The sequence below is a fragment of the Sulfolobus acidocaldarius DSM 639 genome (assembly GCF_000012285.1).
Classification (GTDB): domain Archaea; phylum Thermoproteota; class Thermoprotei_A; order Sulfolobales; family Sulfolobaceae; genus Sulfolobus; species Sulfolobus acidocaldarius.
In genome coordinates this window covers 66,213-90,783 of record NC_007181.1, presented here as the reverse complement: position 1 = coordinate 90,783, position 24,571 = coordinate 66,213, and the positions used below count along the sequence as shown (strand labels likewise).

Below are 24,571 nucleotides of genomic sequence, written 5' to 3'. Positions count from 1 at the left end.
TACGTTGATCATTTATGTTTTTGCACTAATAAAACCTTAGGTACTACACTAAAGATCTTGCAATTAATATTCCAAGTAGATTTTCTATATATATAAAAGTTACTCTAAATAGACAAACACGGTTTGTATATTCAGTGTAGATACATGGTGTTTATTTATTATTGAACACCCTTGACACTAAAGATAAAGAGATATCGTATCTGAAACTCATATTGAAATGTCCACCGTCGTACTCTTCATAAAAGTGATTTACACTATGTTTGTTTAATTTCTCATGCAATATCCTTAGACCTATATCCAGTTTGAATTCATCCTTATTCCCTACATCTATGTATAACAACTTAAGATTTCTCAGGTTATCATACATTTTATCCACTATTCTAACAGGATCTTTTTCCAACCACATATTCCATATATTGTAATTTATCTCTCCTGTCTCTAACTCAAACGGTAACAATATATCCGTATCCTGGGGAGAATAGAAGGCAGACATTGCAACTAATGTTAGCGTATCAAGTAGATCTTTTCTCTTCCTGTCAGACCTCTCCCAAAAATGCTTCAACCATTCCTTTGGAGAGCTAAACTTCCTTAGGTGCTTCAGAACTTTAGGGAACATTGGAATATAAATGTACTCGAAATACGCATCGCCGGAATGGTTAACTATTCCCGAGATTATATTAGGATATTTCATGCCTAATACCATAGCACCATATCCACCAGAAGACTTGCCCATCAATACAACATTCTGAGCATGATATTTCTCCTTAAAATATGGAATCAATTCCCTAACAATAAAGTCCTCGTAGAGACCAACAGCTGAAGAATTTATATATTGATTTCCTCCAACGGAAGTGAAGGTATCTGGTAAAAGAACAACCATGTTGTCTATTTTACCCTCTTTACTAAGTCTAGTCAATTTCTGATCAAAATTTTCTACTAAGGGATCATAATTCAATAAACTTATAGATGATGATAGAAAACCACTGAGATAAATGATCAAAGTAGGAGACGAAGAAGGATTCACCTCCAATGTATATACTTTTCTTGATGGGGGATCATTCAATGGATTATTCTTAAGATACTGGCTATCAATCACTTCGCTTTTAACCACTACCAAATCTTATCAGAATCAAATTTAAATTAGTAAATAAAATGTGTATTGAAGGGCAATAATCTATCGTATGACGTTTTAATGAGTTAAATGGTACTTCTCTCTGAAGGGTAAACAGACTTTATATACGGTGGAATATACTCATAAGAAATTAAAATTCGTCTATGCATGAGTATAATCTATCATAAATGAACTTTATTTACCAAAACTTCACATGTTATATCTATTCTTATTCCCAGCTAAAAGATAGAACTTAACAAATGATTTTTAATATAATATATTTTGAACCTTGTATCTTCTGTCCATATAATCATTTTTTCTTTACACCCTTTACGTATCTATTTCTAGGAATGATTTATTATTTATTATTTTAAAGATTGAACATAAAATGGAATCGCAACTTACTCTTATTACATTAACGTTGGTTATAGCAACTATATTTGGAGTTGCATTAAGTAGGTTTAGAATATCCCCTATTCCAGCTTATCTGATAGCCGGTCTATTGGGTAAGAGTTTTGGCTTAGATTACAGTAGTGACTTGTTTAATTTTTTATCCACGTTGGCTATTAATTTAGTCTCTTTTAACGTGGGTATTTCACTCGACATAAGGGAATTGAAAAATATTCTTTCAAAGGCTACTATAATAGCTATAACCGAGTACATAGTTGGATTTACGATAATATCAATCATCTCACTAATTATCGGTTTGCCTTTTTACGACACCTTCATATTGACAATAATAAGCGTGACAACTAGCACTACAATTACCTATAAATTGATTCAAAATAAAATAGATGATAAACAGTCTGGTCTCATATTAGCGGTTTTATCACTAGAAGATGTTATAACTTTCATAGCTCTCGGCGTTATATTATCATCGAATTCCAATATAGTCGAAATAATACCAACATCCTTAGCCTCTCTCGGACTGGGTTATCTAGTTTCCAGGACAATAATAAATAGAAGTATAAATACTTCAGAAGAATCCGTTATTATTTCTAGTATAGCATCAGTTTTAAGCTTCTCATTACTTGGACAGATATTCGACATCCCTTCAACTTTAGCTAATTTTCTACTTGGCTTAGGTGCTTCATATGCACTGAAAGATACCAAGAAAGTATCAAGGATCTTGTCGCCATTAATCGACTTCTCCCTAATATTTTTCTTTTTCTCAGCCGGTAGTTATCTAAATTTATCATTATCGTCTCTATATGTACTAGTGCCCATATCATTGATTATGACACTAGTTAAATACTTGTCATTTAGCACATCGTATTGGTTAACAGGATCAAATTTCCTCGTAGCCTTTAGATCAGGAATCTATATGACATCTTTGAGCGAACTAGGAATAATTGTAGCGCTTAACGCATTTCAGCAGGGTATCATTACATCACTTGTGTATAATTTATCAGCATTCTTGGTCATGATGTCATCGACCATAACTAGTATAACAGTGCCTAGGGAAAGAAGAATAATAGGACTCATATCAAAGACATATGAAAAATTACGGATAGATAGAATTGATGGAGCACTGCAAAGAATAACAAGGGTGGTTAAATTAAATAGAAATACAACGTCAAATTTTATACTAAGGTTTATTTTAATAGGATTAATAACAATATTCTCAGCCTCGTATCTTCTCATATTTCTAGTTTCTTTTGCGAGATTTTTTATCTACATAGCCCCACTTATATCAGTATTAGTGCCGTTTCTATTAGCTTTACTTGTGATAGAGGAAACTAGAAGATTAAGTAACTTAGGACAAAAGAGAATAAATGAAATTATTTTATGGATTATATACGTGTTTATAACCATTAATTTTGAAATTTTTATCGTACGAATAATATCAGAACTCAACTATTACGTCATCTATTTAGGAATACTAGTCTCCATAATCGTAATAGTGATAATGTATCAGCGATTAAACACCTTTATTAAAGAGCTGGATAAAAGTCTTTAAATTCATAAATATTCTCACTTTTCCTCTCGATTTTAAGAGTACCTCTGGGTAATAGATAAATTATACCATCTTCAGCCTCAATTTTCAATATATTCCCCTTATCCTTAAAATAGGCTACTAAAGCGCATATAACCGCATCTAATTCGTCCTTCTTTTTAGCCCCCACGTCTTTCCAATTCAAATTGATGTTCTTTTCAGATGAGGTCGGATGGGTCTCAATTACTTCTGCATTTAAAATGGAATTCAACCTGATGGCTCTCTCTACTAATCCTTTCATCCAACTTGGAGGAAGTACCCTAAAGCCGTTTTTTATCATTAACCTATCTACTTTTCTAAACCCCTTGGACATTGACAACGGCGAGTCTATAGCAATAATTTTGGAACCAGAACAACCCGAGAGAATCTCTCCATCGGTAACAACATCACTTACATAAATTAATGTATTTTCAAAAACGGCTATTGTAGAAGGTCGCTTTACGGCTAAATCTATACCACAAAATTTCAATATGAATTCCCCCATTCAATAGTATGACATGAAACCGCCTGTTATTTTAATTAATTATAAAGCTTATGAAAATTCTTATGGCAAGAAATCTATCGAAATAACAAAGAAAATAGAAAAAGTAAGCAAAGAATATGGAACCGAAATAATAGTTTCCGTCCCAGCTACAATGATACACCGTATAAGTGAGGAATCTGAATTGACTGTATTTGCCCAGCATGTTGATAGTGGAGAACAGGGTGCTAGAACAGGAGCCATATTACCTGAAATGATAAAGGATGCTGGCGCCAGAGGATCTCTGCTTAACCATAGCGAGAGAAGAATAAGATTAGACGAAATGGCTGAATCGTTAGAGAGAATCAGAGTACTGAATTTAGAGAGTGTAGTATGCGTGGACAGATATGAATTAGTTTTGCCCGTCGCGTTGCTGAGACCTAACGCTGTATTAATAGAGCCTCCAGAACTAATAGGAACAGGTATTCCCGTGTCAAAGGCTAAACCTGAAGCCATAACTAAGGCTGTGGAGGAAATTAAGAAAACTAAAGATGTTTACCTATTAGCAGGAGCCGGAATAACAACAGGAGAAGATGTCTTTAAGGCTATAGAATTGGGTGCTGATGGTATAGGTGCAGCTAGTGCAGTGATGAAAGCAAAGGAGCCTGAAAAAGTAGTAGAGGACTTTGTGAAGAACGCTATAAAAGCAATGGAGAAAAGAGGAGAATAAAGGTATTATAACATATTTAACATTTTAGATGCAATACCGTTGTCCTTTAAGTATGTTTCAAGCACTCTTTTCACTTCATTGTCGTCCCTATATATTGCTTTCAATATAGCTATTATGAGAAATGTTGACATGATGAGGGACTCATTTCCACTCTGTATAGACATGCTCTCATAACGCAAGGAATTTATTTTAACCACTTTACCCTCTAACACTGACAGCTGATTATAAGGTAGGTCGGTTATCTGTATATCTACATCACTCTCTTTGCCTTCCTCCTCGAGAATTCTTCTAATAACACCTTTTATACATTCCATATCTCTACACAACATTTAAATCACATCGATCTGACGAACAACCTGTCATCATAACCTCAGATAAGGTTGGGTTCTTCATTGGAATAAGATTAGTCGGTAGACTTAATAAAGTAATCTTAACTTCTCTAGTACTATTTTTACAATTCTTGTGGAGAAAACTAACAATAAGGAAAATATAATTAAGGTCGCAGATGCTGTAATAGCTGCATTAAAGTAAGTCTGGTACTCGTTGTAAATGTACACAGATGCAGGAGAGTCACCATTAAAAATCCAACCAGAGAGAAAAGGTGCTACAATAGAAACTGAACCGAATTCGCTAATAGCTCTAGCAATTGCAGTGAGACCAGCAGATATGATACCTCCAGTTGACAATGGAAATATGACTCTAAAAAAAGTACTAACTTCTGAATATCTTAGAGACCATGAGAACTCTTCATAACTTCTTGGTAAAGATTCATAAAAATTTTGCATGGCTCTAATGTACACTGGGGCTGATGTTATAACTAAAGCAAGTATGAGACCTAAGTAGCTATAATAGATGTTAATACCTAATGAAGTAAGAAATCTCCCTAATGGATTAAGAGGACTTCCCATGAAAATAACTGCGATCCCCACTATAGGATGAGGAATAGATGCAGGAATATCAACTAGACTTTCTATCAAAGGATTCCTATGTCTAGCTAAATAATAAGCCAATGGGGTAAAAATAATTATAATTAGAACAGTTGCCACACTTGAGGAAAAGAAGGATAGTGCTATGGATGAAAGTAATGCTCTACTAAATGCTGTAGACCCTACAAAATATGGACCGTAACCATAAAATAGTAAAAATAAAACCGGAATAACTAGCAGTAATGTTAACACAAACGAACTAATCTTAAAACCTGTAGAAGACTTCACCATTTGAGAACTTCACCCTTCAAATTAAATCTTAGGTGAAAACTATCACATTTTTTACTCTCTCTCCTGAAGACGATATACGCAAAAATCAGCTCACTCTCATACTTGCAATAATGGAATAATTCTCCTCCTACGAAAGTCTCATGGAAGAAATATAGTTTTGGCCTGTTTAACCCATGTTTTAGTTTTAAGATTTTTTTAATTACCATTTTTTCTCTTGAGCTTACTCTCCAGGTAATACTATTCTCATGTGGTTCGGTCATGAAGACAATATTATCAGAACTCATGAATTAAGTTACATATTTATGTAAAATCATATATATTTCTTTTGCTATATATTAGTATCTTTATTATTACAAGCGATAATGGAAAAATAGGTTACCTAAGACTTAATGTCCTTTATTTAATATGCAATTTAATTGTTTATGTGGAGAACGTAAATATTATTTACATTATCTCCTGTAAAACCAGTTTGAATAACGTTACCTGTTTTTTCAAGTATTTCGTACGATGAGTGGGACTCGACATAATAATCAATGTTTTCTATTTTTACATTATGGTCTACGTAGCAACCTGCGTACTCGCTATTACCGTCAATACCATCTGTTGCTACGGCGTACAACTTAGCATTAGCTCTTATATATTTTAGAAAACCTAAGCATACTTCTCCATTTCTTCCTCCTTTACCAGCTTTTGATGTTATTTTCACGTCTGGCTCCCCTCCTGCCAGAATAACATTTTCCTGTCTATTAATTCTTGCAAAGGTATTAGCTATGCCAGCTAAGTTTACTCCGAAGGAGTAAGCATCGCCTTTGACCTCTGAACTCAATAATAGAGAATTTTTTAAATGATTCTTTAATTTTACCAATACTTCTTCAACATCTAATATTTTTACATTTACAGTATTTTTAATATCCTTTGGAGTCTCAACTAGATACTTATTGTAACTAGAAAGACCTATTTTAGCTAATATCCTCTCGGCATCGATAACAGACGTTTTATCAAGAATTGTTGGTCCACTCCCAACAAAACTGATATCGCTACTCGGGACATCACTGATTATTAGAGAAACTATTGGAGCTTTAGAGTATTTAGCGAGCCACCCTCCCTTAATTTTGGACAAATGCTTTCTAACCGTATTTATTTCGTCTATGGAAAGACCTGATGTGACTAGCTTATCATTAATTTCCTTTAATACTTCTAATGGAACATCACTGTACTCAACTAAAGCTGAAGCTCCTCCAGACAGTAAAAAAATTACTATGTCATAATCCTCTCGCCTTAACATATCTACAATTCTACTTCCTGCATACAGACTTTTCTCAGTTATCTTAGGATGAGAAGATACTATTACTTCAAGACTATCAACCTTAGCCTGATATGGAGATACTATCAATCCTCTTGATACCTTAAGTCTCTCCACGAAAAATTTTGCCATTTTAGGTGATGATTTGCCTATAGATATCAAAAGAGGATTCTGGAATTCATAATCAACACCATTAATTCTTATTTTGTTCCCGTTTACTTCTACTTTTCTACTTAAAGCTAAGTAACTGTCAGAATAGGACAATATAGTTTTTACAATATCGGTTTCCATAACTATTAAGAGTAAAATTGAGCTATAATATCCTTTCAACCAATATCTGAGTTGCTAAAACATTAGGAATCTCATCTATCCTGTCATTAATCTTAACCTTTGTGATATTTTGATCTTTGCCTAAAACTTCTATCTTTGTACCGGGTATTATGTGTTTTTGATTAACCATTGCAAGTATCCACTCTTCTTCCTTAACTATCATTGAAATCTTATACAATTTTCCGACTTCTGCCTCAGTGAGTAAAACACCATTTATCTTGATTCCCCTACCAGGAATAGGGTGCCCGTGAGGACATGTGGAGGGTTTATTTAACATAACATCTATTTTTTCAATTATATCCTCAGGCCATATATGCTCTAATCTATGGGCTAACTCATGAGCCCTTATCCAATCTATACCTAATATATCAGTTAAAAGTCTTTCAGAGAGTCTATGAGATTTAATTAACCTCTCTGCTATTTTTCTCCCTTCCTCGGTTAATGTAAGTCTCTTATTATCCCTCTTGATTAGCCCCAGTTTCTCGAGCTTGGAAAGAGCCTTACTTATTGTACCAGGAGATATGTTAAAATCATTTATGATATCGGTAACCCTAGCGTGACCCTTCATTTCCTCAAGTTCATAAATCTCCTTTAGGTAATTTTCCAATGGTTCAGATAGTTCAGCCAAACCTCAATTCACATTTATTTTTAACTTCACAGTTTGTATTAATCTTGACTTACCATTTTCCTTCGCATATACTTCAACGAAAATTTCGAATTTTCCAGAATATCCTTGGGATCTAAGTATATCTTTAACATTCTTTGATATCTCATCAATAGCTGAAGAGACGTGCTCGTGATAGCCACTTTGCACATTTTTTTCTAGGTCAAGACTATCTAGTTTGCTAACAGCATAGTATTTCTTACTGTCTTGGCTGGTGATCATCCATAATCAATGTTATGTTAAAGCTCATAGAATTAAAATTTAAGGTTTAAAATTCGTATCGTTTACATATAAGAGGAAAAAATATTTATCACAATATTATCAAAATATACTGATGTACAAAGTAATTTTTAAACTTATGGGCAATAGAAAATCACCAAATTCTATTAGAACATTTACGAAAGCAGGATTTATAATAACGTATTATAGAAAAAATGGCAACATTGAGGAATACACGACACTATATAGAACCAATGACATTAATGAATTAAAAGAGGCCATAGCAGACCTAGCTTACCTTCTTAGTAAACAAGGAAAATATGGAACTTACGATTTTGCTAGAATTTACATGATAAAAGACCAGTATATTGGAAAGATTGCAGGAGGAGGATTAGGGGCAGCTCTGGGGTATACATTGGGCGGACTTGGAGGTCTAGTGTTAGGAACTTTAGGAGGAATACTTTTAGGTGAGTTAGTAGATGTAGAATTAGGTGAAACTTTTATAGGTGTTATGGCATGGCCCATAGAATTAAAGTACTAGCGAAAAGACTCACTAACTTTGTAATAGGCTTAGTGATGTTCGTTACGTCTCTGTTCCTAATCATAAATGTGCACGTGGGATTATTTGATGCTATATATACTCTTAACCCTTATCCATTCTATTTTCTAGGCGTAATAGTTGGAGTTGAAAGAATATTCTACTCTATAACCGGTAGCACAAAGATTTTTTCTTTAATAGTGGGAGAAGGAGAAGGGTTCTTCTCTATCGCGTTAATGGGTATATTCTTAGTATTTATAACGTTTGGCATCTACATAGCCGTATATACAATATTCTATTCAAATGCTATAACAATGCTAGTTAATGGATTGGATGGCGCTAGTTTTCTACTGTTTTCTTTAATCATTTTCAAGTCTTGGTACAAGTAATATAGCTCCAAGCTCCTAATCTCACATAATTTATGTTTGAAAAACCTATCTCATTAAAGAGTTGTACATAATATTCCACTTGATGCAAATCTATTTTCCACCAACTAGCTAGAATACTACTTACTGTATTATTTCTCGTAAGAATTGAAGCAACAAATTTTCCTTTAGGTTTAAGAACCCTGTAAATTTCCCTTAGGGCAGTAACTTTAGATGGAAGTAAATGAAGCATGAACATAGCCGAAACACCATTAGCGACCTCATCATTGAAAGGTAATTTATTAACGTCTGCTCTTAATGCTACAACCTTAGGTCTTTTCTTCTTTAATATTCTTAAAAATTTACTTGAGATATCAACTCCAAAACAATAATTACAGATAGTGTAATCGAAAAGTTTCCCAGTGCCGGTGCCAATATCGATTACCGTATCCCCCGACACAAACTTTCCTGCATTATTCATTATCTCAGAGTACCTATGACCAGAGCTCACAAAGAGACCTAAAGGAGCCCAAATATTTTCATATATTCCGGACACTCTTTCAAGTATATCGTTTAGCTTAACATCACTGTAAACGAAATTAATGATTCCTTCCATCTCGACGAAAGAGTGACCTCTCTCACATTTCCACTTCTCAATAAGTTTTGACCCATCTATTGGACACTTAAAGAGATTTAGCATATCACCTTATCCTATTCTCTTAAATATTTAATTTTTTAACATATATTCTGATACAGATAGAGTAGATATAACATTATAATTACTAGAGATAGAATTGTAAAAATCTCAGTTTGCTAAATGGTCTAAATTATTAGTTTTTAATTCTCACTGTCTAAAAACTTAAGAAGTTAAATTAGCTATTTCTCACGGACAATTCCTTAATATTTAAAAAATTCAGAAGTTTGTACAACATCTTTAACATCTTATCCCTACTTATGTCAACCTCATTTCCCCCATTCACAATGAACTTCCCTTCCAATTTATTACATAAACTTCCTAGTTCGACTATCCTTTTCGACACACTCTCTATTTGAGACGGCGACTCTATCTCAATTTTTTGCCCTAAACTAAGGTCTTTATACCCTTCTATTATAAGAATGTCTGTGGGTAATAGATAGATTATATTAATGTCACAAGGAATAAACATACCACAATCGTTTCCGAAGAAGAGGACATAATCAGCTCCAGCTTGCTTAAACCTAAAGGTATCTTTCCCTGGTGAATCAAGGGAATGATGAGAATGTTTGAGAACAGTAACGGAATATCCCATATCCTTGAGAGACTTGACTGCCCTCTCTATTGCACTGGTCTTACCTGAATCTTTCTTACCTACAACCTGAATTATACAGTCCATAATGTTTTTTTGCATAAAAGGAAATATTTATTTAATGTTAATATCACTGGAAGAAGCTAGGAAGATAATAGATAATGCTAACATAAGAAATGCTAATATTAGGTCTGAGAGCATATACAATGCAGTTGGGAGAGTAGCAGGGAAAGACATTGTGGCTAAGATCGATATCCCTGAGTTTAACATCTCTGCAATGGATGGATTTGCGTTCAATGTTTCTGACTATAAGAAGAATGGTAAGTTAAAGATCGCCGGGAAGATATTTCCATCCAGTTCAGAAATCCCACAGTTAAAAGAAGGAGAGGCGTATTATGTTGCAACAGGATCTCCAATACCTAAAGGTGCAAATGCTATAGCTAGGATAGAAGCCACTAAAATAAGTGGAGATAATCAAATAGTGTTCAGTGAAGACGTATTCGAAGGCAAGGACATAAAGTTTGCAGGAGAGGATATTAAGAAAGGAGATATAATAGTCAGAAAAGGAGAAGTCATAAACCATTATCACTTGGGCGTTCTAACAATGCAAAAAATCAGAGAGGTTGATATCGTGGATATTAATAGTTGTGTTTTGGCATCTGGGGACGAACTATGTCCCTATGACTCTCCTGAGGATAATAAGATACCAGACTCAATCTCACCTATTCTTATTTCTATACTCAGAAAGTTCGGAGTTGCAAATTACTTTGGAATAGTCAGTGATCATAAGGAATCTCTGAAGACTAAGCTGGAAAGTATGGTTGAGAACTGTGACTACATAGTGTTGATAGGGGGATCATCGGTTGGGGAAAAGGACTACTCAAAGAGAGTTATAGCAGAATTAGGGGACTTATTGTTCGAGGGAGTAAGTGTAAATATAATAAAACGAGGTGGAGTCGGTGTAATCAATGGAAAACCTGTCATTAATCTTCCAGGACAAGTAGTGTCAGCTCTGACTGTATTTCATGAGCATGGGTTACATATGATTTCCAGAATGATAGGACAGGAAGTGAGAAAATTTGGAAAATATATACTCTCTGAGGATGTACAGGTCGAGCACAAAATGGATTCCATTTATCTATTTGACACTATTGGCATTTTGGCTAAACCGCTTAGATGGGGTACAGGACTTTATAGCGAACTAATTAAAGCTAAGGGGTTTGGAGTGTTAAAGAGAGGCAGAATCTACCATAAGGGAGAAGAAATTGAGCTTCAGCACCTTATCTTATAACGTTGTAATCCTTGCAGGAGGAGCCTCAAAAAGGTTTGGGGAGGATAAGTGTGACCATGAAATTGACTGTAAAACATTCCTTCAGAGAATCAGTGAAAATTTTGATGAACCGATAATAGTAACAAAAAGAATTAGAAGGATAAAAAATGGAATTCAAGTATTGGACAATGTAAATGGAGGACCAGTAGAAGCAATAAAGCTTGCATTACCTTACTTGAGTAAGGAGAAGGTATTTATAACGGGCTGTGACTATCCCTTTCTTTCGAAGAGAATAGCTGACGAGATTTGCAGTAAAGACGCGGAAATATCTATAGTTGATACGGGTGAATTACAACCTCTTATAGGATGCTACTCCCTGAAATTTCTCAGGGATAACATCGATAAGGTAAAGAAGATGTTAGATTTCGTACAACTGGCTAAAAGGATATATATTGTTGGCACTCATGAAATTAGGCTCAAAGGAATACCGTTAAAGTCCTTTGTAAATGTTAATAACTGGGATGATCTTACAAATTCCTATAAACCTAAATTTACATTAAGTAAATATATAATAAAATGTTAGTACCATTTGTTCCTACACCTCCGGAAGTAGCAAGAGAAATGTTAAGGTGTGCAGACGCTAATGAAAATGATGTGGTTCTAGATCTTGGTTCCGGAATGGGTGCCATATTGAATGTGGCAAAAAAGGAATTTAAGGTAAAACTAGCAATAGGTGTGGAATTGGATAAAAAGCTCTCCTTTGTTTCATACCAAGAGAATAACAGAGATGTTGAAATCATATGTGGGGATATGATCTCATTGGCTCCAGTCTTGTTGCCTAGAGCCACAATTCTAGTATCCTATTTGTCCACGAGGACTAACGAGATTATTGAACCGTATATATTAGGTTATGCAAAAAAGGGGGCTAAAATAGTCTCTCACGACTTTCAGTTTCAAAAACTAGACCTGGTAAAGGTAAAGAGAATTACAGCGATGGGATTTTTTGGACCCACTGAACATACAATTTATTGTTATAAAATATGAAAGAGGTTTGCGTGCTATATTCAGGGGGAAAAGACAGTACATATTCATTACATTGGGCAGTCTTTAAGGGCTTTGATGTGATATGTTTAATAACTCTTCTCCCCAGAAGGGAAGACTCTTGGATGTTTCAATACCCTAATGTCATATTCACAAAGAAACAGGCTGAGGTAATGGGTTTCGAAATAATACAACAGGAAACTACTGGCGAGAAGGACAGGGAGCTAAACGACCTAAAAATTGCGTTTGAAAAAGCTAAAAAGAAAGGTGCTAAAGGAATAGTAGCTGGAGCTCTCTTATCAGATTACCAGAGATTGAATATAAGTATCATTGCTGAAGAGCTTGGGTTAAAGACTTACACTCCGCTCTGGAGAAAAGACCAGAAAGAGTACATGTATAGCCTAGTTAGAGATGGATTTAAGTTCATTATAACTTCAGCATCAGCTTATGGCTTTCCCTTTGAGTTAGTAGGAAAGGTCATCGAAATGGAAGATATCAAGAAGATAGTTTATGCTGCTGAGAGATATGGTTTTAATCCCGCTTTTGAAGGTGGAGAAGCTGAAACATTCGTGGTTTATGCACCTTTATTCAGTAGAGAGCTAAAAATACGTGGACATAAAGAAAGAGTGAGTGAGTTCGAGTGGAAATATGTCATAGAGGATGTTTACTAAGTAGGGGAAAAGTCAAGGGAATTACTGAAGGGTAAATTCTTGCTCAACTAGTTTAGCCATTTTGTCTGCACAATCTTTAAGATCACTTAATATTTTACTCCTAAGCTCATTATAGTCTCTAGCCTTATAGAGATATCTAGGTCTACCCGCCTTATTTACAGACTCTTTGATCCTCATTGCTAAACCCATTTCAAGCAACTTATTGAGGCTACGATTTATAGAAGCCTTAGATAATTTGAGGTCACTCTCCAATTCTTCTGTGCCTTTAGCACCGCTTTTTGCTAATGCAACTAATACTTGTACATCAGTTTCTGAAAGACCATAACAGAACGATAGTACGTCAATTAATGTAGCGTCTTTTCCAGACGGAAACTTCATTCTAGCTCCGCTAATTTGGGACATTTATCTCACAAATAAAGTTCTAATTGATCAAGTATTTATATTTTTTTGATCGTTATAAATCATATCAAGTTATACTTTTAAACTAGATAAATATAGGATTTAACGTTTCTGACAAAAAATATCAAAAAACACATCTAATCTTATTAGTACTATTTTCCCTTTTCCGCGGAAATCTGACTTTTCATATTTATAGTAAAGTTTTAAATATTATGATAAATATATTATGACTGGGAAAACATGGTGGAAGAGATAGTTAAAGTATCAAGAAATTATCAAGTGACAATCCCTGCAAAAATAAGACAGAAATTCCAAGTCAAAGAAGGAGATCTAGTTAGAGTTATCTATGATGAGAACGAGAATGTAGTGAAAATACAAATCCTAAGGGAAGCCTGGAAATAAAAATCCTTTTTATTATTTTATACCTTAATTTATTTCTGGCTTACAATGTATGTAGATGTTCATGCGCATATTGATGTGGAGTCTTTTGATGGAGACAGAGACCTAGTTTTAAGTGAATGCGAAATAACAGTAATTAACGCAGGAGTAGATATAAAAAGTAACCTCAAAACTTTAGAACTCTATAAGAAGTATAACAATGTAATACCAGCAGTAGGTTTTCACCCTGAGTTCGTAAAAGATAAGTTAGATGAGGTTGATAAATGTCTTGAGCTAGTCGATAATGTTAATATAATAAGTGAAGTAGGAATAGACTACTTTTGGATAAAGGAACCTGAATTCAGGAAAAAACAGCTAGAGATACTTTCAAAATTCTTAGATAAAGGGGAACGCCAAAGAAAACCTCTAATAATACATGTGAGAGGAGGAATTAATGATTTAATTAATCTCCTGTCCTCATATAATGTAAACTTTGTCATACATGCATTTGAGGGAAGTCCCTCTGTAGCCCAAAAAATAGTGGAGTTAGGTGGCATGATTTCAATTCCACCAGTTATAGTTAGGGATAAATACAGGCAAGAAGTAGTAAAAAATATAGATTTAAACTATATTTTAACTGAAACAGATTCACCCTTTCTACCACCACAAAAGATGGAGAGAAATAAGCCTTGTAATGTAATATTTACAGTAAAGAAGATAGCTGAATTAAAGAAAATTGAAGAGAAGGAGGTTATTCGACAAATTCATGAGAACTTCACTAAAAAGATACTGATGAAATAGAAAAAAGAAATTCACTTTTTACTGGGTGAAAAGTAGACCATCAGGAAAAATATTACAAACCCAATAAATGCCGTAACTGTAAATGGTAGAACATATCTAGTTGCAGCCTGGTGAAGAGTTATATCCAGGAGTTCCCAGATCAATCCTATTACAGCAAATAAGTAACCTATTCCTAACAGTTTAAAGAAACTAACCATTTTAGTTCTCACCCCTCAAAAACTAAGACTGAACCCCATAAGGACATTACATATCCCTTTTGCTCTCCTAACAAACTACTTGATAGGTTGTTTGGATTGAAGTTATAGAAGGAAGGATAGATGATACCATATAGATATGCCGGAGCTCTAGCTTCAAACGTGAAGTTAATTGGCGAATCGTATTTTATAAGCTGATAAACAACAGGAGTTATGGTTCCATTCCACCATACCGCATAAACACCTACATAGATATTATTAATTGCGTAAGGTTCCCCGTTACTTGAGTAGTTGTACAGCCAATTATGATCTCCTTTTGGAGTTGGAATATAGATCTTTAAAGTAACAGTGGAATTTTCCGCGACAGCAAATGTAGGACCGGGAACACTATCATTAAACAATGCATAATCATCACTGACTAAGTAGAACGTAGGATCAGTAGAATTACTAATGTAAAGAGGAGGATTATATGGGTCTCCAATCAATCCTGACGACTGCGCAACTTTAGTTGATGAGATATATGAAAGAAGAGAGGAATAGGGAATATATCCGCTTTCAGGTATTACTAAAATTTCCCCAGCCTGATATGAAAACCAAGGACCATTATATTCTGAGTTTAAGAAAGTATATGCGCCATAGGGTAAATATGAACCATTAGTGGTACCAGAGTACCATACTGCATACTGTGATATCCCAGGTAAAATCTTTGTATCTACTACATACTTGGAGTTATAGACAGGAATATACATACTTTCTGTGGCTGATTTACCTTCAACACCATACATTGTCATGTTTAAATATTCGCCTGGATGAACAACCATGAGATTGTAGTAATATGGTAAAATTTCCCCGTTTGGAAGAATCGTAATTGACTTTAGGCTTTCTGAGGACTCACTTATCATAAACGTGTACTGGGTAGCGTTAATTATGGTATTTATGACTCTATTACTCGATGTATTAGATGGGATATCTGAAGTTACGTTAGGGCTTCCACCTAATGTGTAAACCATAGGATAGGTCGCTAGTGCAGTAATTGCTAGTAACACGATACCTATCACCATCCAATATATCTCGTACCTATCTCCACCTTCAGTCAACTTTTTCACCCCTCATAAACCCTTAAAGAGACGAAAAGCGTTCACCGCAACCATGACTATCCCCAGTGTGAAGACAGCTAACCATAACCACTCAAGTGGGTCAGTAGGAGAAGTCGCATCACCTGCTGATGCTAAGATTATAGAGCTAGAGACTATCATCAATGCGCCCAAAATTGCCAAGACTAATGAAGCTGATAGACCTTTTCTAATTCTAGGAATTTTATCCTTAAGCAAAGATATTGAACCCCAATCTAGTTGCATAGAAACAGTGCCAACGATCTGACCTAACGACAAACCCTCCAAACTTACTTGACTTCCCTTGGCAATTGTAAGTATAACGTTAATGAACCATCCTAACGTGGCAATATCGGCTATTGCTGCACCTGCAGTAGCCAAATTCTCTGCAAGGGGTATCCCTCCCGCTCTAGGAACTATTTCTGCCCTTCTTGTTATCCCGTAAAAACCTAATAATTCAAAAGATACAGTAAGGATAACCACACCAACTATATAACCCCAGAAATGGAACCAAGCCATTTTACTAGAATACCACATTTTACCTGAAATCATTGGTATCAATACGTAAAGTACAGCCATTGCGCCAGGTACAATACTTAGTAAAATCATTTGATGGAAATGGGCTACAACCCACATACTGTTGTTTACTATGAAATCAAATGAGACAGTTGCATTAGCAATACCAGTAACTCCAGCTAGAATTGCACCAGCGAAACTTGTAACTGTAAATGCAGTAATTATATTCCATTTAACATCCGCCCCTTTTGCTGTTGCCCACAAGTTTAAGAATGTCATGAAACTGGGAATTACAACACCATAAGTCAGAGCCTCTTGAACAAACTTTAGTTCTACAGGCAAATTAATAGTATACATATGATGAATTGGAACATTGTTAGAAAATACTAGATATAATATTGCAGATATGCGAGCCATCCTGTCACTAAATAAGGGCTTGTTGGCCAACATGGGAATTAGAAGATATAGTGCAGCTACTGCTGGCAACCATAACATATAAACCACAGAGTGACCAAATATCCAGAATGCTATTTGATTCAGAAGAGCATTCATTGGAACTACACCAAAGAAAGATAATATATCCCATACATCTGAGGCTGTAACTCCCGTATATCCTATCATAAATATTAATATGTCTACTAAGAAGAAGAGTAAGGGGACTGGAAGTTTTTCTTTAAGATTTCTAGTACCTATATACATGTGGTAGGCAATCCAAAAACCAGCCAAGTATACGAAGGCGTCATTAAGGATCCAACCAATAAAAAATAGCGGAGAAACTACATAAAGCGAGTAGCCAGGAATCCCTATTGGTGATAGATAATACCAGATGGTTGCCGAAAAGTAATTATCAAAGGCTTGAGAAGGATAAATAAGTATAGGACCCTCCATAAGCATCATTGATATATTTAGAAGAACAAACGCAGTATTTAGCAACCATTTCAATCTAGGCTGTATCCCCATTAGCTTTATCACGAGATATATAATAATTGCAAAGATAATTTGTTGGGCAAACCCAAACAATGTTCTTTCTGCATGTAGAGTTATTCCCGCGAAGTATTCCTGTGGCGTGAAGGGGAGGAAACCATATATGCCCCATGCAGACTCTTGTATTCTTACCATTAGTCCATCTATAACACCTAATGCGCCCCAGACCACACCTAAAATGAGCATAGAGGATACTATTCTTGTGGTCCAGTCCTTGTCCAACTGGAATAAAGTTACTATAATATTCCTAAATGTCATAGACATACTATATCTAAAATATGATCAGTGGAAGGGGCTTAATAACTTTTTTTAATAAATTTGATGAAAACAGTATTAACTGAGTTTATTTCAAAAAATAATTATTTATAAATTTTCATAACTGATTAGATTTCATAAATGATGATTATTACAAATTAGAGTCTTTGAATCACACCTTTATGTTCACCAGGATAACATTAGTTAGAAGAGTAGGCTGATCTAAATTAGAGACATAAGAGAAAACACTTATAACCTTGATAATTTATAATATCAAGTACTTATTGCCGGGGTCGCCTAGCTCGGTAGGGCGGAGGCCTGCTAAGCCTCTGGGGTCCCACCCCGCGCGGGTTCAAATCCCGCCCCCGGCGCCATGAATATTATCTTATAATTGTAATTTGAGTCACAAAGGAAAATTTGACATAGTAAATGAACATGAACCAAATAAACTATTACCATAAAATAAATGGTCAGCTCCCCTATGCCATAACCCTTACTCCCCGAGATTTACCCCCAGTCTTCCTCCTATCGGAGACCGACGAACGCGGATAGCCGGGCACGGTTGCTCCCTTCCGGGCCTGGCCGGTTCCCCCGGTCAACGTGGAATTCCCTCTCCCTCCAGAAAGGGAACCCACGACTATCTCGCCCCGTCGGGCGATGATCATAGTTAGACTGGGATCTCGAAGAGCAGGTATTATAGCATAGGAGTTACTGGTGCCCACGTTGCGCCATGTGGGTATAAGGGCTGGCGAGACCCTCCACCCTACCTGACCATATAATAATCATTATATAAAATTAAGAGATTAACTCTAATAGTTCACATAAAGATGAGATAACAATCCCACCATACATTTTGACTACTTCTTCCCTAAAAGGAACACCAGATTTTACAAGATATATACCTCCTAGACCAGCTTTATAATATGCCTCTACGTCCACCTCTGTATCTCCAACACCTATCACGTCTCTTCCGTCCAAATAGAGTAAACTTAAGGCTTTATTTATCCCTTCTGGATTTGGCTTACTGTTAATTACATCATCGCCCGTAAGAACTACCTCACTGGTAATACCCAATTTCTTTAAAACACTACCTGAGGAAAGTTTATTTGAAGATGTAACTATGGCTGTCTTTATTTCTTTCTTTCTCAAGTAGGATAATAGATCCAAAGCACAGGGTGTTGGAGAAGCTTTCTCCTTAACTAGTTCTACATAAATTTGATTTTTTATGTTAATTAATTCGCTCCAATTATTAGGAGCCAATAGTTTAGCTATATCACTACTTTTCCTTCCAAGTAAGTTATCAATTTTCACGTCACTCTTTATACCAAGTCTATCAAGGGCTTTCTCCCAAGCCTCCTTGTGAATAAGTGCTGTATTTGCAAGGGTTCCATCTAGATCAAATATTACGCCCTTCACTTTAAACACGGGGAAATTGTATTTTATCACGAAAATAAAAATATTGTATATCATTAGATGGTTATCGTAACCGTTTGAAACACTACTGCTAAAATTGCAAACAGTATCTCTATTCCCCAAATTATGAGGACGATATGATATTCCTTAAATTTTCCAATCCTCATAACTATATGTGTTAATGAATTTGGCTTAGAGTCCCAATGGAGGTAACCTTGATCGTCAATTTTTCCGAACGAGACTCCCTTAAACCTAGTTTTAGCCTTTAAAACAAACTCAATTACATATGGTAGATACAAGAAGAATAGGGCAGTATACATGTATCCTGAAATTCCAATTGAACCGATAACAGATCCAATAAAATAAGTACCTATATTTCCTGGAAAAGTTTTAGCCGGATAGAAATTGAATATTAGAAAACCAAAGAGTACTGACGCTAGGATAATAGATACGATACCGGCGTAAAATGATGTACCTCCAGATTTTAACCCTATGTATGCTAAAGCTAGAGCCATAATTAGACCCATTCCTGCCCCTAAACCGTTAAGTCCTTCAAGCATGTTGAAGGCATTTGCAGTTATAGTTAATGTTGCAGGGAGTATTATAATATAAAATAATATTCCGAAGTTTACCTTACCCAGAAAAGGGATTGAAATTATCGTATGACCAACACTATATAATATCAGAGGAATTGAGGCAAATATTGGAAGAAATGCCCTAGTAGCCTGGCTTATGTTGAAAATGTCATCAAGTAGACCAAGAAAACCTATAATCAATGATGATAATAATATAGACACAACCACGTTTTCTATTCCAGGAGAAAGATTATAAGAGGTTAATAAAAAGGTAAAAGACCCAGCCACAAAGCCAGCCACAATTCCTATACCGCCAAGTACAGGAACATCATCCTTAGTCAATTTATTTATGTCCTTCCCTGTAAAACCCCTTTTCTTGCAGAGCCCAATTACCCATTTAGTTGATATTAATGTAACCACAAAACCTACAATTACCGAGAGAAGAATACCAAGCAGGGATACGAGCATTATTTTCTCCTTCTTATCGTAAATTCAGCTAGATATTTTAAAGCCTTTCCAGGTATATCACTCTTAGAGGAGACTTGATTTAAAGAGTCTATAGCATTTTTATAATATTTCTCTGCTAAATTGTATGCATAATCTAAAGAGTATTTCTTAATTATATCTGCTGAGCTCATTAATTCTTCTTTTGAGGCTGACTTATTACCTAACGCCTTTAGGACAATCTTCTTCTCGTCCTCTTTACAAAGCTCCAGTGTTTTTATTACAAGTATAGTCTTTTTACCCTCCCTAATATCACTAAAAACAGGCTTTCCAAGTTCCTTTTCGTCTGCTGTTAGACCTAAGATATCGTCAACAATCTGAAATGCAATACCTAGATTCGTACCGAAATCAGACATCAGTCTTACATCATTATCATTAGCACCAGCAATAAGTGCGCCTATACTTGAGGATGCCGAGAATAATGCAGCTGTCTTACGTGAGATCATGTCAAGGTATTCCTGCTCCTTTATATCAATTCTGTCCTCAAATTCCATATCTACTGCCTGTCCTTCGGATATAATTATTATTGAACGAGTGAAAATATCGAAAGCCTTAATTATGGTTTCACTTGGCAAACCTCTAAGAGCCTGGGTTAAGAGCTGAAAAGCCTTTGCATGTAGTAAATCCCCAGCTAATATTGCTAAGGGTAAGCCGTATTTCACGTGGACTGTGGGTAACCCTCTTCTGATATTATCTTGATCCATAATATCATCATGCACAAGCGTAAAAGTATGAAGAACTTCAATAGCTGCACCTGCATAATAAGCTCTTTCTCTCTGTCCTCCGAATAAATCTGATGATATAGTTAAGATTAATGGTCTTAACCTCTTACCTCCAGATGTAAACAAATGATATGAGGCTTCATATAGTTTAGGAACATCTCCAGATATATAGCTCTTAATAATGTCGTTTACAGAATTAACAATCTCATTAAAATAGTTGTCAAAGTAACTCATATTCTTCTCTTTCTAACACTCTCAAAAGTAGATAAGCTTATCTCTCTTGACTCCATCCAATCCCTCAGTGGTCCATGTATAACTAGGGGTGTTTTATACACATCTCTAACCGTCTTACTACCTATCAAAAACATAGCTGCCTTTATCTCAAAGATGACCTGCTGTAAAAATTGTTTCAGAGCCTCTTTACCCCTTATCGCAGCTTTCAGTGCAGGTAGAGCAAAACCACCTATGTTGGCACCTAGGGATATTGATTTTACCACCTCTAAGCCATTTCTAACCCCTCCACTTCCTATAACAAAAGCATCAGGAGCTGAAACTCTGGTTTCAATTATTGTTGCGGCAGTAGGAATTCCCCAATCAGAAAATAATTTAGCACTTTCAGCCTTCCAATTATTTCTTCTAAGACCTCTGAACATCTCCACGGCAACCCAACTTGTGCCTCCCTGTCCTGAAACATCAAAATATCTGAAGCCATTAGAGTAGAATAATGATACGAATTCTTTTGATAAACCACCACTACTTTCCTTTATAATTATAGGAACACTTAACGCTTTACTTACGTCCCGTATTTTATCGAGAATTTCCATGGGATAGTCGGGCTCTCCTTCCGGTTGAAATACCTCTTGTGAGGGATTAAAGTGAATTGCAATTGCGTCTGCCTCTAGCATTTGAACAGCTTCCTCTATCTGTTTCAATCCATAACCTCTAGTTAGTTGTGGTGCCCCTAAATTTGCTATTATGGGAGAGTTAGGAGCATTCCTTCTAGCTATCTTGAAAGTCTCTCTCACTTCAGGTTTTTCTATTGCTATCCTTTGACTTCCCACTCCCATTGCTATACCTATCTCCTCAATGACCTCAGCAATAATACCATTGATTCTCCCTAACTCATTTGTACCTCCAGTCATGCCCGTTATCATAATTGGAGCAGATATCTTCTTCTTTAAGAACTCAGTCGAAGTATCAATGTCAGAGAAAGAGAAACCAGGTAAAGATTGGTGAATTAATCTTACGTATTCCAGGTAATTAGATATATAGCCCTCAACGTTCTCGTAAAGGCAAATCTCTACATGTTCAACTTTTCTGTTGGTTATCGAAATAAAAACTCACCTCAATACCAGTCACATATTTTAAATCCCATATTAATTTCCATCTATCCTTGGAAGGTATTGAAATTTTATAAAGTGAATTCCATAAGCCGTTTTCCACATTAAATAACCCCAAGTCTTTTGTCTCAGCAAATTCTACAGGGAGTATACCCAAAAGGTGTATTAGTGAGTTATCTATGAACAGAGGCGAGTTTGGGATAGGGTACTTGAACAGCAAAGACGCACTCATCTCTGGCAATGAGACAGGTATAGGATCTTCTCCATCCCTATATAATATACCTGAGCCCATCCTCATAGAAGTACGTAGTGCTCTGATTAATGGCGAATTATATAATACATCATCAATCATCTTCAAAGTATCCCACATCTCCTCCTCAGTCAATGGTAGTTCACATTTTTCTATGGCTTTCCTGAAAAATAATTCTGAAAGATATATGTAGGTTGACGACAAAGGAGTTGGACTTCCTGTGATATCTAATAATACCTTACACTCAAATCCTGTAGCTTCCTTGAAGAGACTCTTAAAATCGGTAAGTAGAGGGGAATCTACCCCTTCTCTTACTTGAGCATCGAAGCCTATAAAAGCTGTCAAAATTGGATTATTTACACCCTTTATTGGAATCCCAAAGAGGGATAGAGGTAGATTAATCACCAAACCTCACTGAAAGATAACCTACAACAGAGGATTTATCTCCAGATGTGTCACCTGAAGTGGCATGCCTTAATACGTATGGTTTCTTTCCAAGTTTTTTAGCTAATATCAGGACAGTCATTATAGGACCATAACCACATGCAGTAACATCCTTCTCCTCTACCACCCTAAATAACCCCTTATAGTCTAGCTTTTGAATTTCATCTATTGCTAAGTTATCCTTTTCAATAGTTTTATCATGTGGCTCATAATGATTGAGGTCACTACTGGCTAAAACTACAATGTCCTTCTTACCTGATGATACCAGCTTATAAATGCCCTCAGCTAAACTTTCAGCAACATCTGGTGTTTGCATCATTATAACTATGGGAACAATCTTAAAGTTTTGACCAAATAAATATTGAAGAAATGGGATTTGAACCTCTATTGAATGCTCATATAGATGAGCCCTCTCGTCAATATCAATAATCTCAGTTAATTTCACTAATTCAAGTGATATTTCATCATCTACTGACACTTCTCCCAGCGGAGTTTTCCACTTACCCTTGTGCCATATTGAAACATATGAACCTAAACCAGTGTGATTAGGTCCCAAAATAATAACTGTATCTGGAGAACCTTCTAAAGAGAGATGGTAGTATGCATGAGCAGCTACAGGACCACTATACATATAACCTGCATGAGGAACTACGAAAAATCTATTACTTCTCTGTGGAGGCTTATTTTGAGGAACAGAGGGTAAACTTTTTGGACCCAGATCATGCAAAAAGGACCATTCTATTTGTTTTCTTAACCTAACAGGATCTGCCTCATAGAAAGAACCTGCAACTGCAGGGATTCTTATCATTCTGTTAGCCTCGTCTCAAAATCCTCAACCCTTAAAGGTATATCACCATCCAAAGGTATCTCTTTCCTTTCTCGCAGAATCTGCCTAGCGAGAACCCAATACAATAATGCTAAAGACTTTCTACCCTTGTTGTTGGCAGGAATTATTACGTCAATAAAATCTACTCTTGCATCAGTATCTGTGAATGCTACTATTGGTATACCAACTTTAGAAGCTTCCTTTATTGCTTGCAAATCTGTCCTAGGATCTGTTACTATCAATACTTCAGGTTCTATGTAATTATCTAGATAAGGATTTGTCAAAGTTCCAGGAGGGAATCTACCACTAATTTCCTTACCCCTTACGACTTCACTAAATTTTTGAACAGGGGTAAAGGCATATGGTCTGGAAGCAACCGTTAAAACAGCCTCAGGTCTGAACCTAGAAATAAACTTGGCTGCCACTCTTAGTCGCTCATCTATTTTTCTAACATCAAGTACATAAAGTCCCTCAGGTCTTACCCTATAGATAAACCTTTCCATATATCGAGTACATGTGTGAGTACCTATGTGAACTCCTGCAGATAAATAAGTGTCCAACGGAACTAATAATTCTATTACTGTCCCTTTCTCTGTCTTTTGAAGCTCAGCCTTCTCCTCCTCACTTAATTCTGTTCCTCTCTCCTTCTCCGACATT

30 protein-coding genes, 1 tRNA gene and 1 other RNA gene are annotated in these 24,571 nt (G+C 35.7%); 11 read left to right on the top strand and 21 right to left on the bottom strand.

Annotation, left to right across the window (positions count from 1 at the left end):
- Nucleotides 1-151 precede the first annotated feature (151 nt).
- On the bottom strand, nt 152-1,111 hold the full coding sequence (locus SACI_RS00570) for an alpha/beta hydrolase-fold protein (RefSeq protein WP_015385360.1): 960 nt from the start codon (nt 1,109-1,111) through the stop codon (nt 152-154).
- 388 nt (nt 1,112-1,499) lie between these two features.
- On the opposite strand from SACI_RS00570, the gene SACI_RS00565 reads away from it, so the two are divergent.
- Nucleotides 1,500-3,071, top strand: a complete 1,572-nt coding sequence (locus SACI_RS00565; protein ID WP_011277044.1) for a cation:proton antiporter — start codon at nt 1,500-1,502, stop codon at nt 3,069-3,071.
- Here the strand turns inward: SACI_RS00565 and SACI_RS00560 are convergent.
- A complete protein-coding gene (locus tag SACI_RS00560) occupies nt 3,046-3,576 on the bottom strand; it encodes a DUF429 domain-containing protein (RefSeq protein ID WP_011277043.1) in 531 nt (176 codons plus the stop codon). The two genes, SACI_RS00565 and SACI_RS00560, sit on opposite strands and share 26 nt — an antisense overlap.
- A gap of 28 nt (nt 3,577-3,604) precedes the next feature.
- Here SACI_RS00560 and tpiA point away from each other — a divergent pair, with 28 nt between their 5' ends.
- Nucleotides 3,605-4,297, top strand: a complete 693-nt coding sequence (gene tpiA, locus SACI_RS00555) for a triose-phosphate isomerase (protein ID WP_011277042.1) — start codon at nt 3,605-3,607, stop codon at nt 4,295-4,297.
- A gap of 5 nt (nt 4,298-4,302) precedes the next feature.
- Here tpiA and SACI_RS00550 read toward each other — a convergent pair whose 3' ends face one another.
- The 5 genes from SACI_RS00550 to SACI_RS00525 all read right to left on the bottom strand — a co-directional run bounded on the left by SACI_RS00550 (nt 4,303) and on the right by SACI_RS00525 (nt 8,033).
- Nucleotides 4,303-4,611: a hypothetical protein gene (locus SACI_RS00550; protein ID WP_011277041.1), complete on the bottom strand. Its 309-nt coding sequence runs from the start codon at nt 4,609-4,611 to the stop codon at nt 4,303-4,305.
- 102 nt (nt 4,612-4,713) lie between these two features.
- On the bottom strand, nt 4,714-5,514 hold the full coding sequence (locus tag SACI_RS00545) for an ABC transporter permease (protein WP_015385358.1): 801 nt from the start codon (nt 5,512-5,514) through the stop codon (nt 4,714-4,716).
- Between the two features lie 412 nt (nt 5,515-5,926).
- Nucleotides 5,927-7,108: a glycerate 2-kinase gene (locus SACI_RS00535; RefSeq protein WP_011277039.1), complete on the bottom strand. Its 1,182-nt coding sequence runs from the start codon at nt 7,106-7,108 to the stop codon at nt 5,927-5,929.
- Between the two features lie 22 nt (nt 7,109-7,130).
- Nucleotides 7,131-7,775 (bottom strand): metal-dependent transcriptional regulator, encoded by a 645-nt coding sequence (locus tag SACI_RS00530; RefSeq protein WP_011277038.1) that lies wholly within the window; start codon nt 7,773-7,775, stop codon nt 7,131-7,133.
- 3 nt (nt 7,776-7,778) lie between these two features.
- Nucleotides 7,779-8,033, bottom strand: coding sequence for a hypothetical protein (locus SACI_RS00525; protein WP_011277037.1), 255 nt, complete (start codon nt 8,031-8,033; stop codon nt 7,779-7,781).
- Between the two features lie 112 nt (nt 8,034-8,145).
- Here SACI_RS00525 and SACI_RS00520 point away from each other — a divergent pair, with 112 nt between their 5' ends.
- Together SACI_RS00520 and SACI_RS00515 are read left to right on the top strand one after the other, a co-directional pair.
- Complete coding sequence (locus SACI_RS00520) at nt 8,146-8,571, top strand: hypothetical protein (protein WP_015385355.1); 426 nt, start codon at nt 8,146-8,148, stop codon at nt 8,569-8,571.
- Entirely contained in the window at nt 8,547-8,957 is a 411-nt protein-coding gene (locus SACI_RS00515) for a hypothetical protein (protein ID WP_011277035.1), read from the top strand. Before SACI_RS00520 ends, SACI_RS00515 begins: the two co-directional genes overlap by 25 nt.
- Here the strand turns inward: SACI_RS00515 and SACI_RS00510 are convergent.
- Both SACI_RS00510 and mobB read right to left on the bottom strand, forming a co-directional pair.
- Nucleotides 8,938-9,633, bottom strand: coding sequence for a class I SAM-dependent methyltransferase (locus tag SACI_RS00510; RefSeq protein ID WP_011277034.1), 696 nt, complete (start codon nt 9,631-9,633; stop codon nt 8,938-8,940). The two genes, SACI_RS00515 and SACI_RS00510, sit on opposite strands and share 20 nt — an antisense overlap.
- A 172-nt stretch (nt 9,634-9,805) precedes the next feature.
- Nucleotides 9,806-10,321 carry a molybdopterin-guanine dinucleotide biosynthesis protein B gene (mobB, locus tag SACI_RS00505; RefSeq protein ID WP_015385354.1) on the bottom strand — a complete coding sequence of 172 codons (516 nt, stop codon included), beginning with the start codon at nt 10,319-10,321 and terminating at the stop codon, nt 9,806-9,808.
- 19 nt (nt 10,322-10,340) lie between these two features.
- Between mobB and SACI_RS00500 the strand changes: the two genes are divergently transcribed.
- From SACI_RS00500 to SACI_RS00485, 4 genes are read left to right on the top strand one after another with little or no spacing between them, the layout of a single operon-like run.
- A complete protein-coding gene (locus tag SACI_RS00500) occupies nt 10,341-11,510 on the top strand; it encodes a molybdopterin molybdotransferase MoeA (RefSeq protein WP_011277032.1) in 1,170 nt (389 codons plus the stop codon).
- Entirely contained in the window at nt 11,485-12,072 is a 588-nt protein-coding gene (gene mobA / locus SACI_RS00495; protein WP_011277031.1) for a molybdenum cofactor guanylyltransferase, read from the top strand. The genes SACI_RS00500 and mobA overlap by 26 nt, the downstream gene beginning before the upstream one ends.
- Complete coding sequence (locus SACI_RS00490; RefSeq protein ID WP_011277030.1) at nt 12,066-12,533, top strand: hypothetical protein; 468 nt, start codon at nt 12,066-12,068, stop codon at nt 12,531-12,533. The genes mobA and SACI_RS00490 overlap by 7 nt, the downstream gene beginning before the upstream one ends.
- A complete protein-coding gene (locus SACI_RS00485) occupies nt 12,530-13,201 on the top strand; it encodes a diphthine--ammonia ligase (RefSeq protein WP_011277029.1) in 672 nt (223 codons plus the stop codon). The genes SACI_RS00490 and SACI_RS00485 overlap by 4 nt, the downstream gene beginning before the upstream one ends.
- A gap of 21 nt (nt 13,202-13,222) precedes the next feature.
- On the opposite strand, the gene lrs14 is transcribed toward SACI_RS00485, so the two are convergent.
- Nucleotides 13,223-13,603, bottom strand: a complete 381-nt coding sequence (lrs14, locus tag SACI_RS00480) for an HTH-type transcriptional regulator Lrs14 (RefSeq protein ID WP_011277028.1) — start codon at nt 13,601-13,603, stop codon at nt 13,223-13,225.
- Between the two features lie 237 nt (nt 13,604-13,840).
- Between lrs14 and SACI_RS00475 the strand changes: the two genes are divergently transcribed.
- Entirely contained in the window at nt 13,841-14,002 is a 162-nt protein-coding gene (locus tag SACI_RS00475; RefSeq protein WP_011277027.1) for an AbrB/MazE/SpoVT family DNA-binding domain-containing protein, read from the top strand.
- A gap of 45 nt (nt 14,003-14,047) precedes the next feature.
- Nucleotides 14,048-14,779, top strand: coding sequence for a TatD family hydrolase (locus SACI_RS00470; RefSeq protein ID WP_011277026.1), 732 nt, complete (start codon nt 14,048-14,050; stop codon nt 14,777-14,779).
- A gap of 11 nt (nt 14,780-14,790) precedes the next feature.
- On the opposite strand, the gene SACI_RS00465 is transcribed toward SACI_RS00470, so the two are convergent.
- The 3 genes from SACI_RS00465 to SACI_RS00455 are packed head-to-tail and all read right to left on the bottom strand — an operon-like array spanning nt 14,791 to nt 17,843.
- On the bottom strand, nt 14,791-14,976 hold the full coding sequence (locus tag SACI_RS00465; RefSeq protein ID WP_011277025.1) for a hypothetical protein: 186 nt from the start codon (nt 14,974-14,976) through the stop codon (nt 14,791-14,793).
- A gap of 8 nt (nt 14,977-14,984) precedes the next feature.
- Entirely contained in the window at nt 14,985-16,070 is a 1,086-nt protein-coding gene (locus tag SACI_RS00460; RefSeq protein ID WP_011277024.1) for a hypothetical protein, read from the bottom strand.
- 12 nt (nt 16,071-16,082) lie between these two features.
- Complete coding sequence (locus SACI_RS00455) at nt 16,083-17,843, bottom strand: cbb3-type cytochrome c oxidase subunit I (RefSeq protein ID WP_015385353.1); 1,761 nt, start codon at nt 17,841-17,843, stop codon at nt 16,083-16,085.
- 283 nt (nt 17,844-18,126) lie between these two features.
- Between SACI_RS00455 and SACI_RS00450 the strand changes: the two genes are divergently transcribed.
- Nucleotides 18,127-18,214: transfer RNA gene (locus SACI_RS00450), tRNA-Ser, on the top strand.
- Between the two features lie 93 nt (nt 18,215-18,307).
- Here the strand turns inward: SACI_RS00450 and ffs are convergent.
- The 8 genes from ffs to rpsB all read right to left on the bottom strand — a co-directional run bounded on the left by ffs (nt 18,308) and on the right by rpsB (nt 24,570).
- Nucleotides 18,308-18,614, bottom strand: an RNA gene (ffs, locus tag SACI_RS00445) — signal recognition particle sRNA.
- A 21-nt stretch (nt 18,615-18,635) separates the two neighbouring features.
- Complete coding sequence (locus SACI_RS00440; RefSeq protein WP_230937893.1) at nt 18,636-19,265, bottom strand: HAD family hydrolase; 630 nt, start codon at nt 19,263-19,265, stop codon at nt 18,636-18,638.
- A gap of 44 nt (nt 19,266-19,309) precedes the next feature.
- Nucleotides 19,310-20,296 carry an MraY family glycosyltransferase gene (locus SACI_RS00435; RefSeq protein WP_011277021.1) on the bottom strand — a complete coding sequence of 329 codons (987 nt, stop codon included), beginning with the start codon at nt 20,294-20,296 and terminating at the stop codon, nt 19,310-19,312.
- Nucleotides 20,296-21,288, bottom strand: a complete 993-nt coding sequence (gds, locus tag SACI_RS00430; RefSeq protein ID WP_011277020.1) for a geranylgeranyl diphosphate synthase — start codon at nt 21,286-21,288, stop codon at nt 20,296-20,298. Before gds ends, SACI_RS00435 begins: the two co-directional genes overlap by 1 nt.
- Nucleotides 21,285-22,388 (bottom strand): type 2 isopentenyl-diphosphate Delta-isomerase, encoded by a 1,104-nt coding sequence (fni, locus tag SACI_RS00425; protein ID WP_080504001.1) that lies wholly within the window; start codon nt 22,386-22,388, stop codon nt 21,285-21,287. Before fni ends, gds begins: the two co-directional genes overlap by 4 nt.
- On the bottom strand, nt 22,363-23,049 hold the full coding sequence (locus SACI_RS00420) for a hypothetical protein (RefSeq protein WP_011277018.1): 687 nt from the start codon (nt 23,047-23,049) through the stop codon (nt 22,363-22,365). Before SACI_RS00420 ends, fni begins: the two co-directional genes overlap by 26 nt.
- Nucleotides 23,042-23,896: an AmmeMemoRadiSam system protein B gene (amrB, locus tag SACI_RS00415; RefSeq protein ID WP_011277017.1), complete on the bottom strand. Its 855-nt coding sequence runs from the start codon at nt 23,894-23,896 to the stop codon at nt 23,042-23,044. The genes SACI_RS00420 and amrB overlap by 8 nt, the downstream gene beginning before the upstream one ends.
- Complete coding sequence (gene rpsB / locus SACI_RS00410) at nt 23,893-24,570, bottom strand: 30S ribosomal protein S2 (protein ID WP_011277016.1); 678 nt, start codon at nt 24,568-24,570, stop codon at nt 23,893-23,895. The genes amrB and rpsB overlap by 4 nt, the downstream gene beginning before the upstream one ends.
- Nucleotide 24,571: the final 1 nt, after the last annotated feature.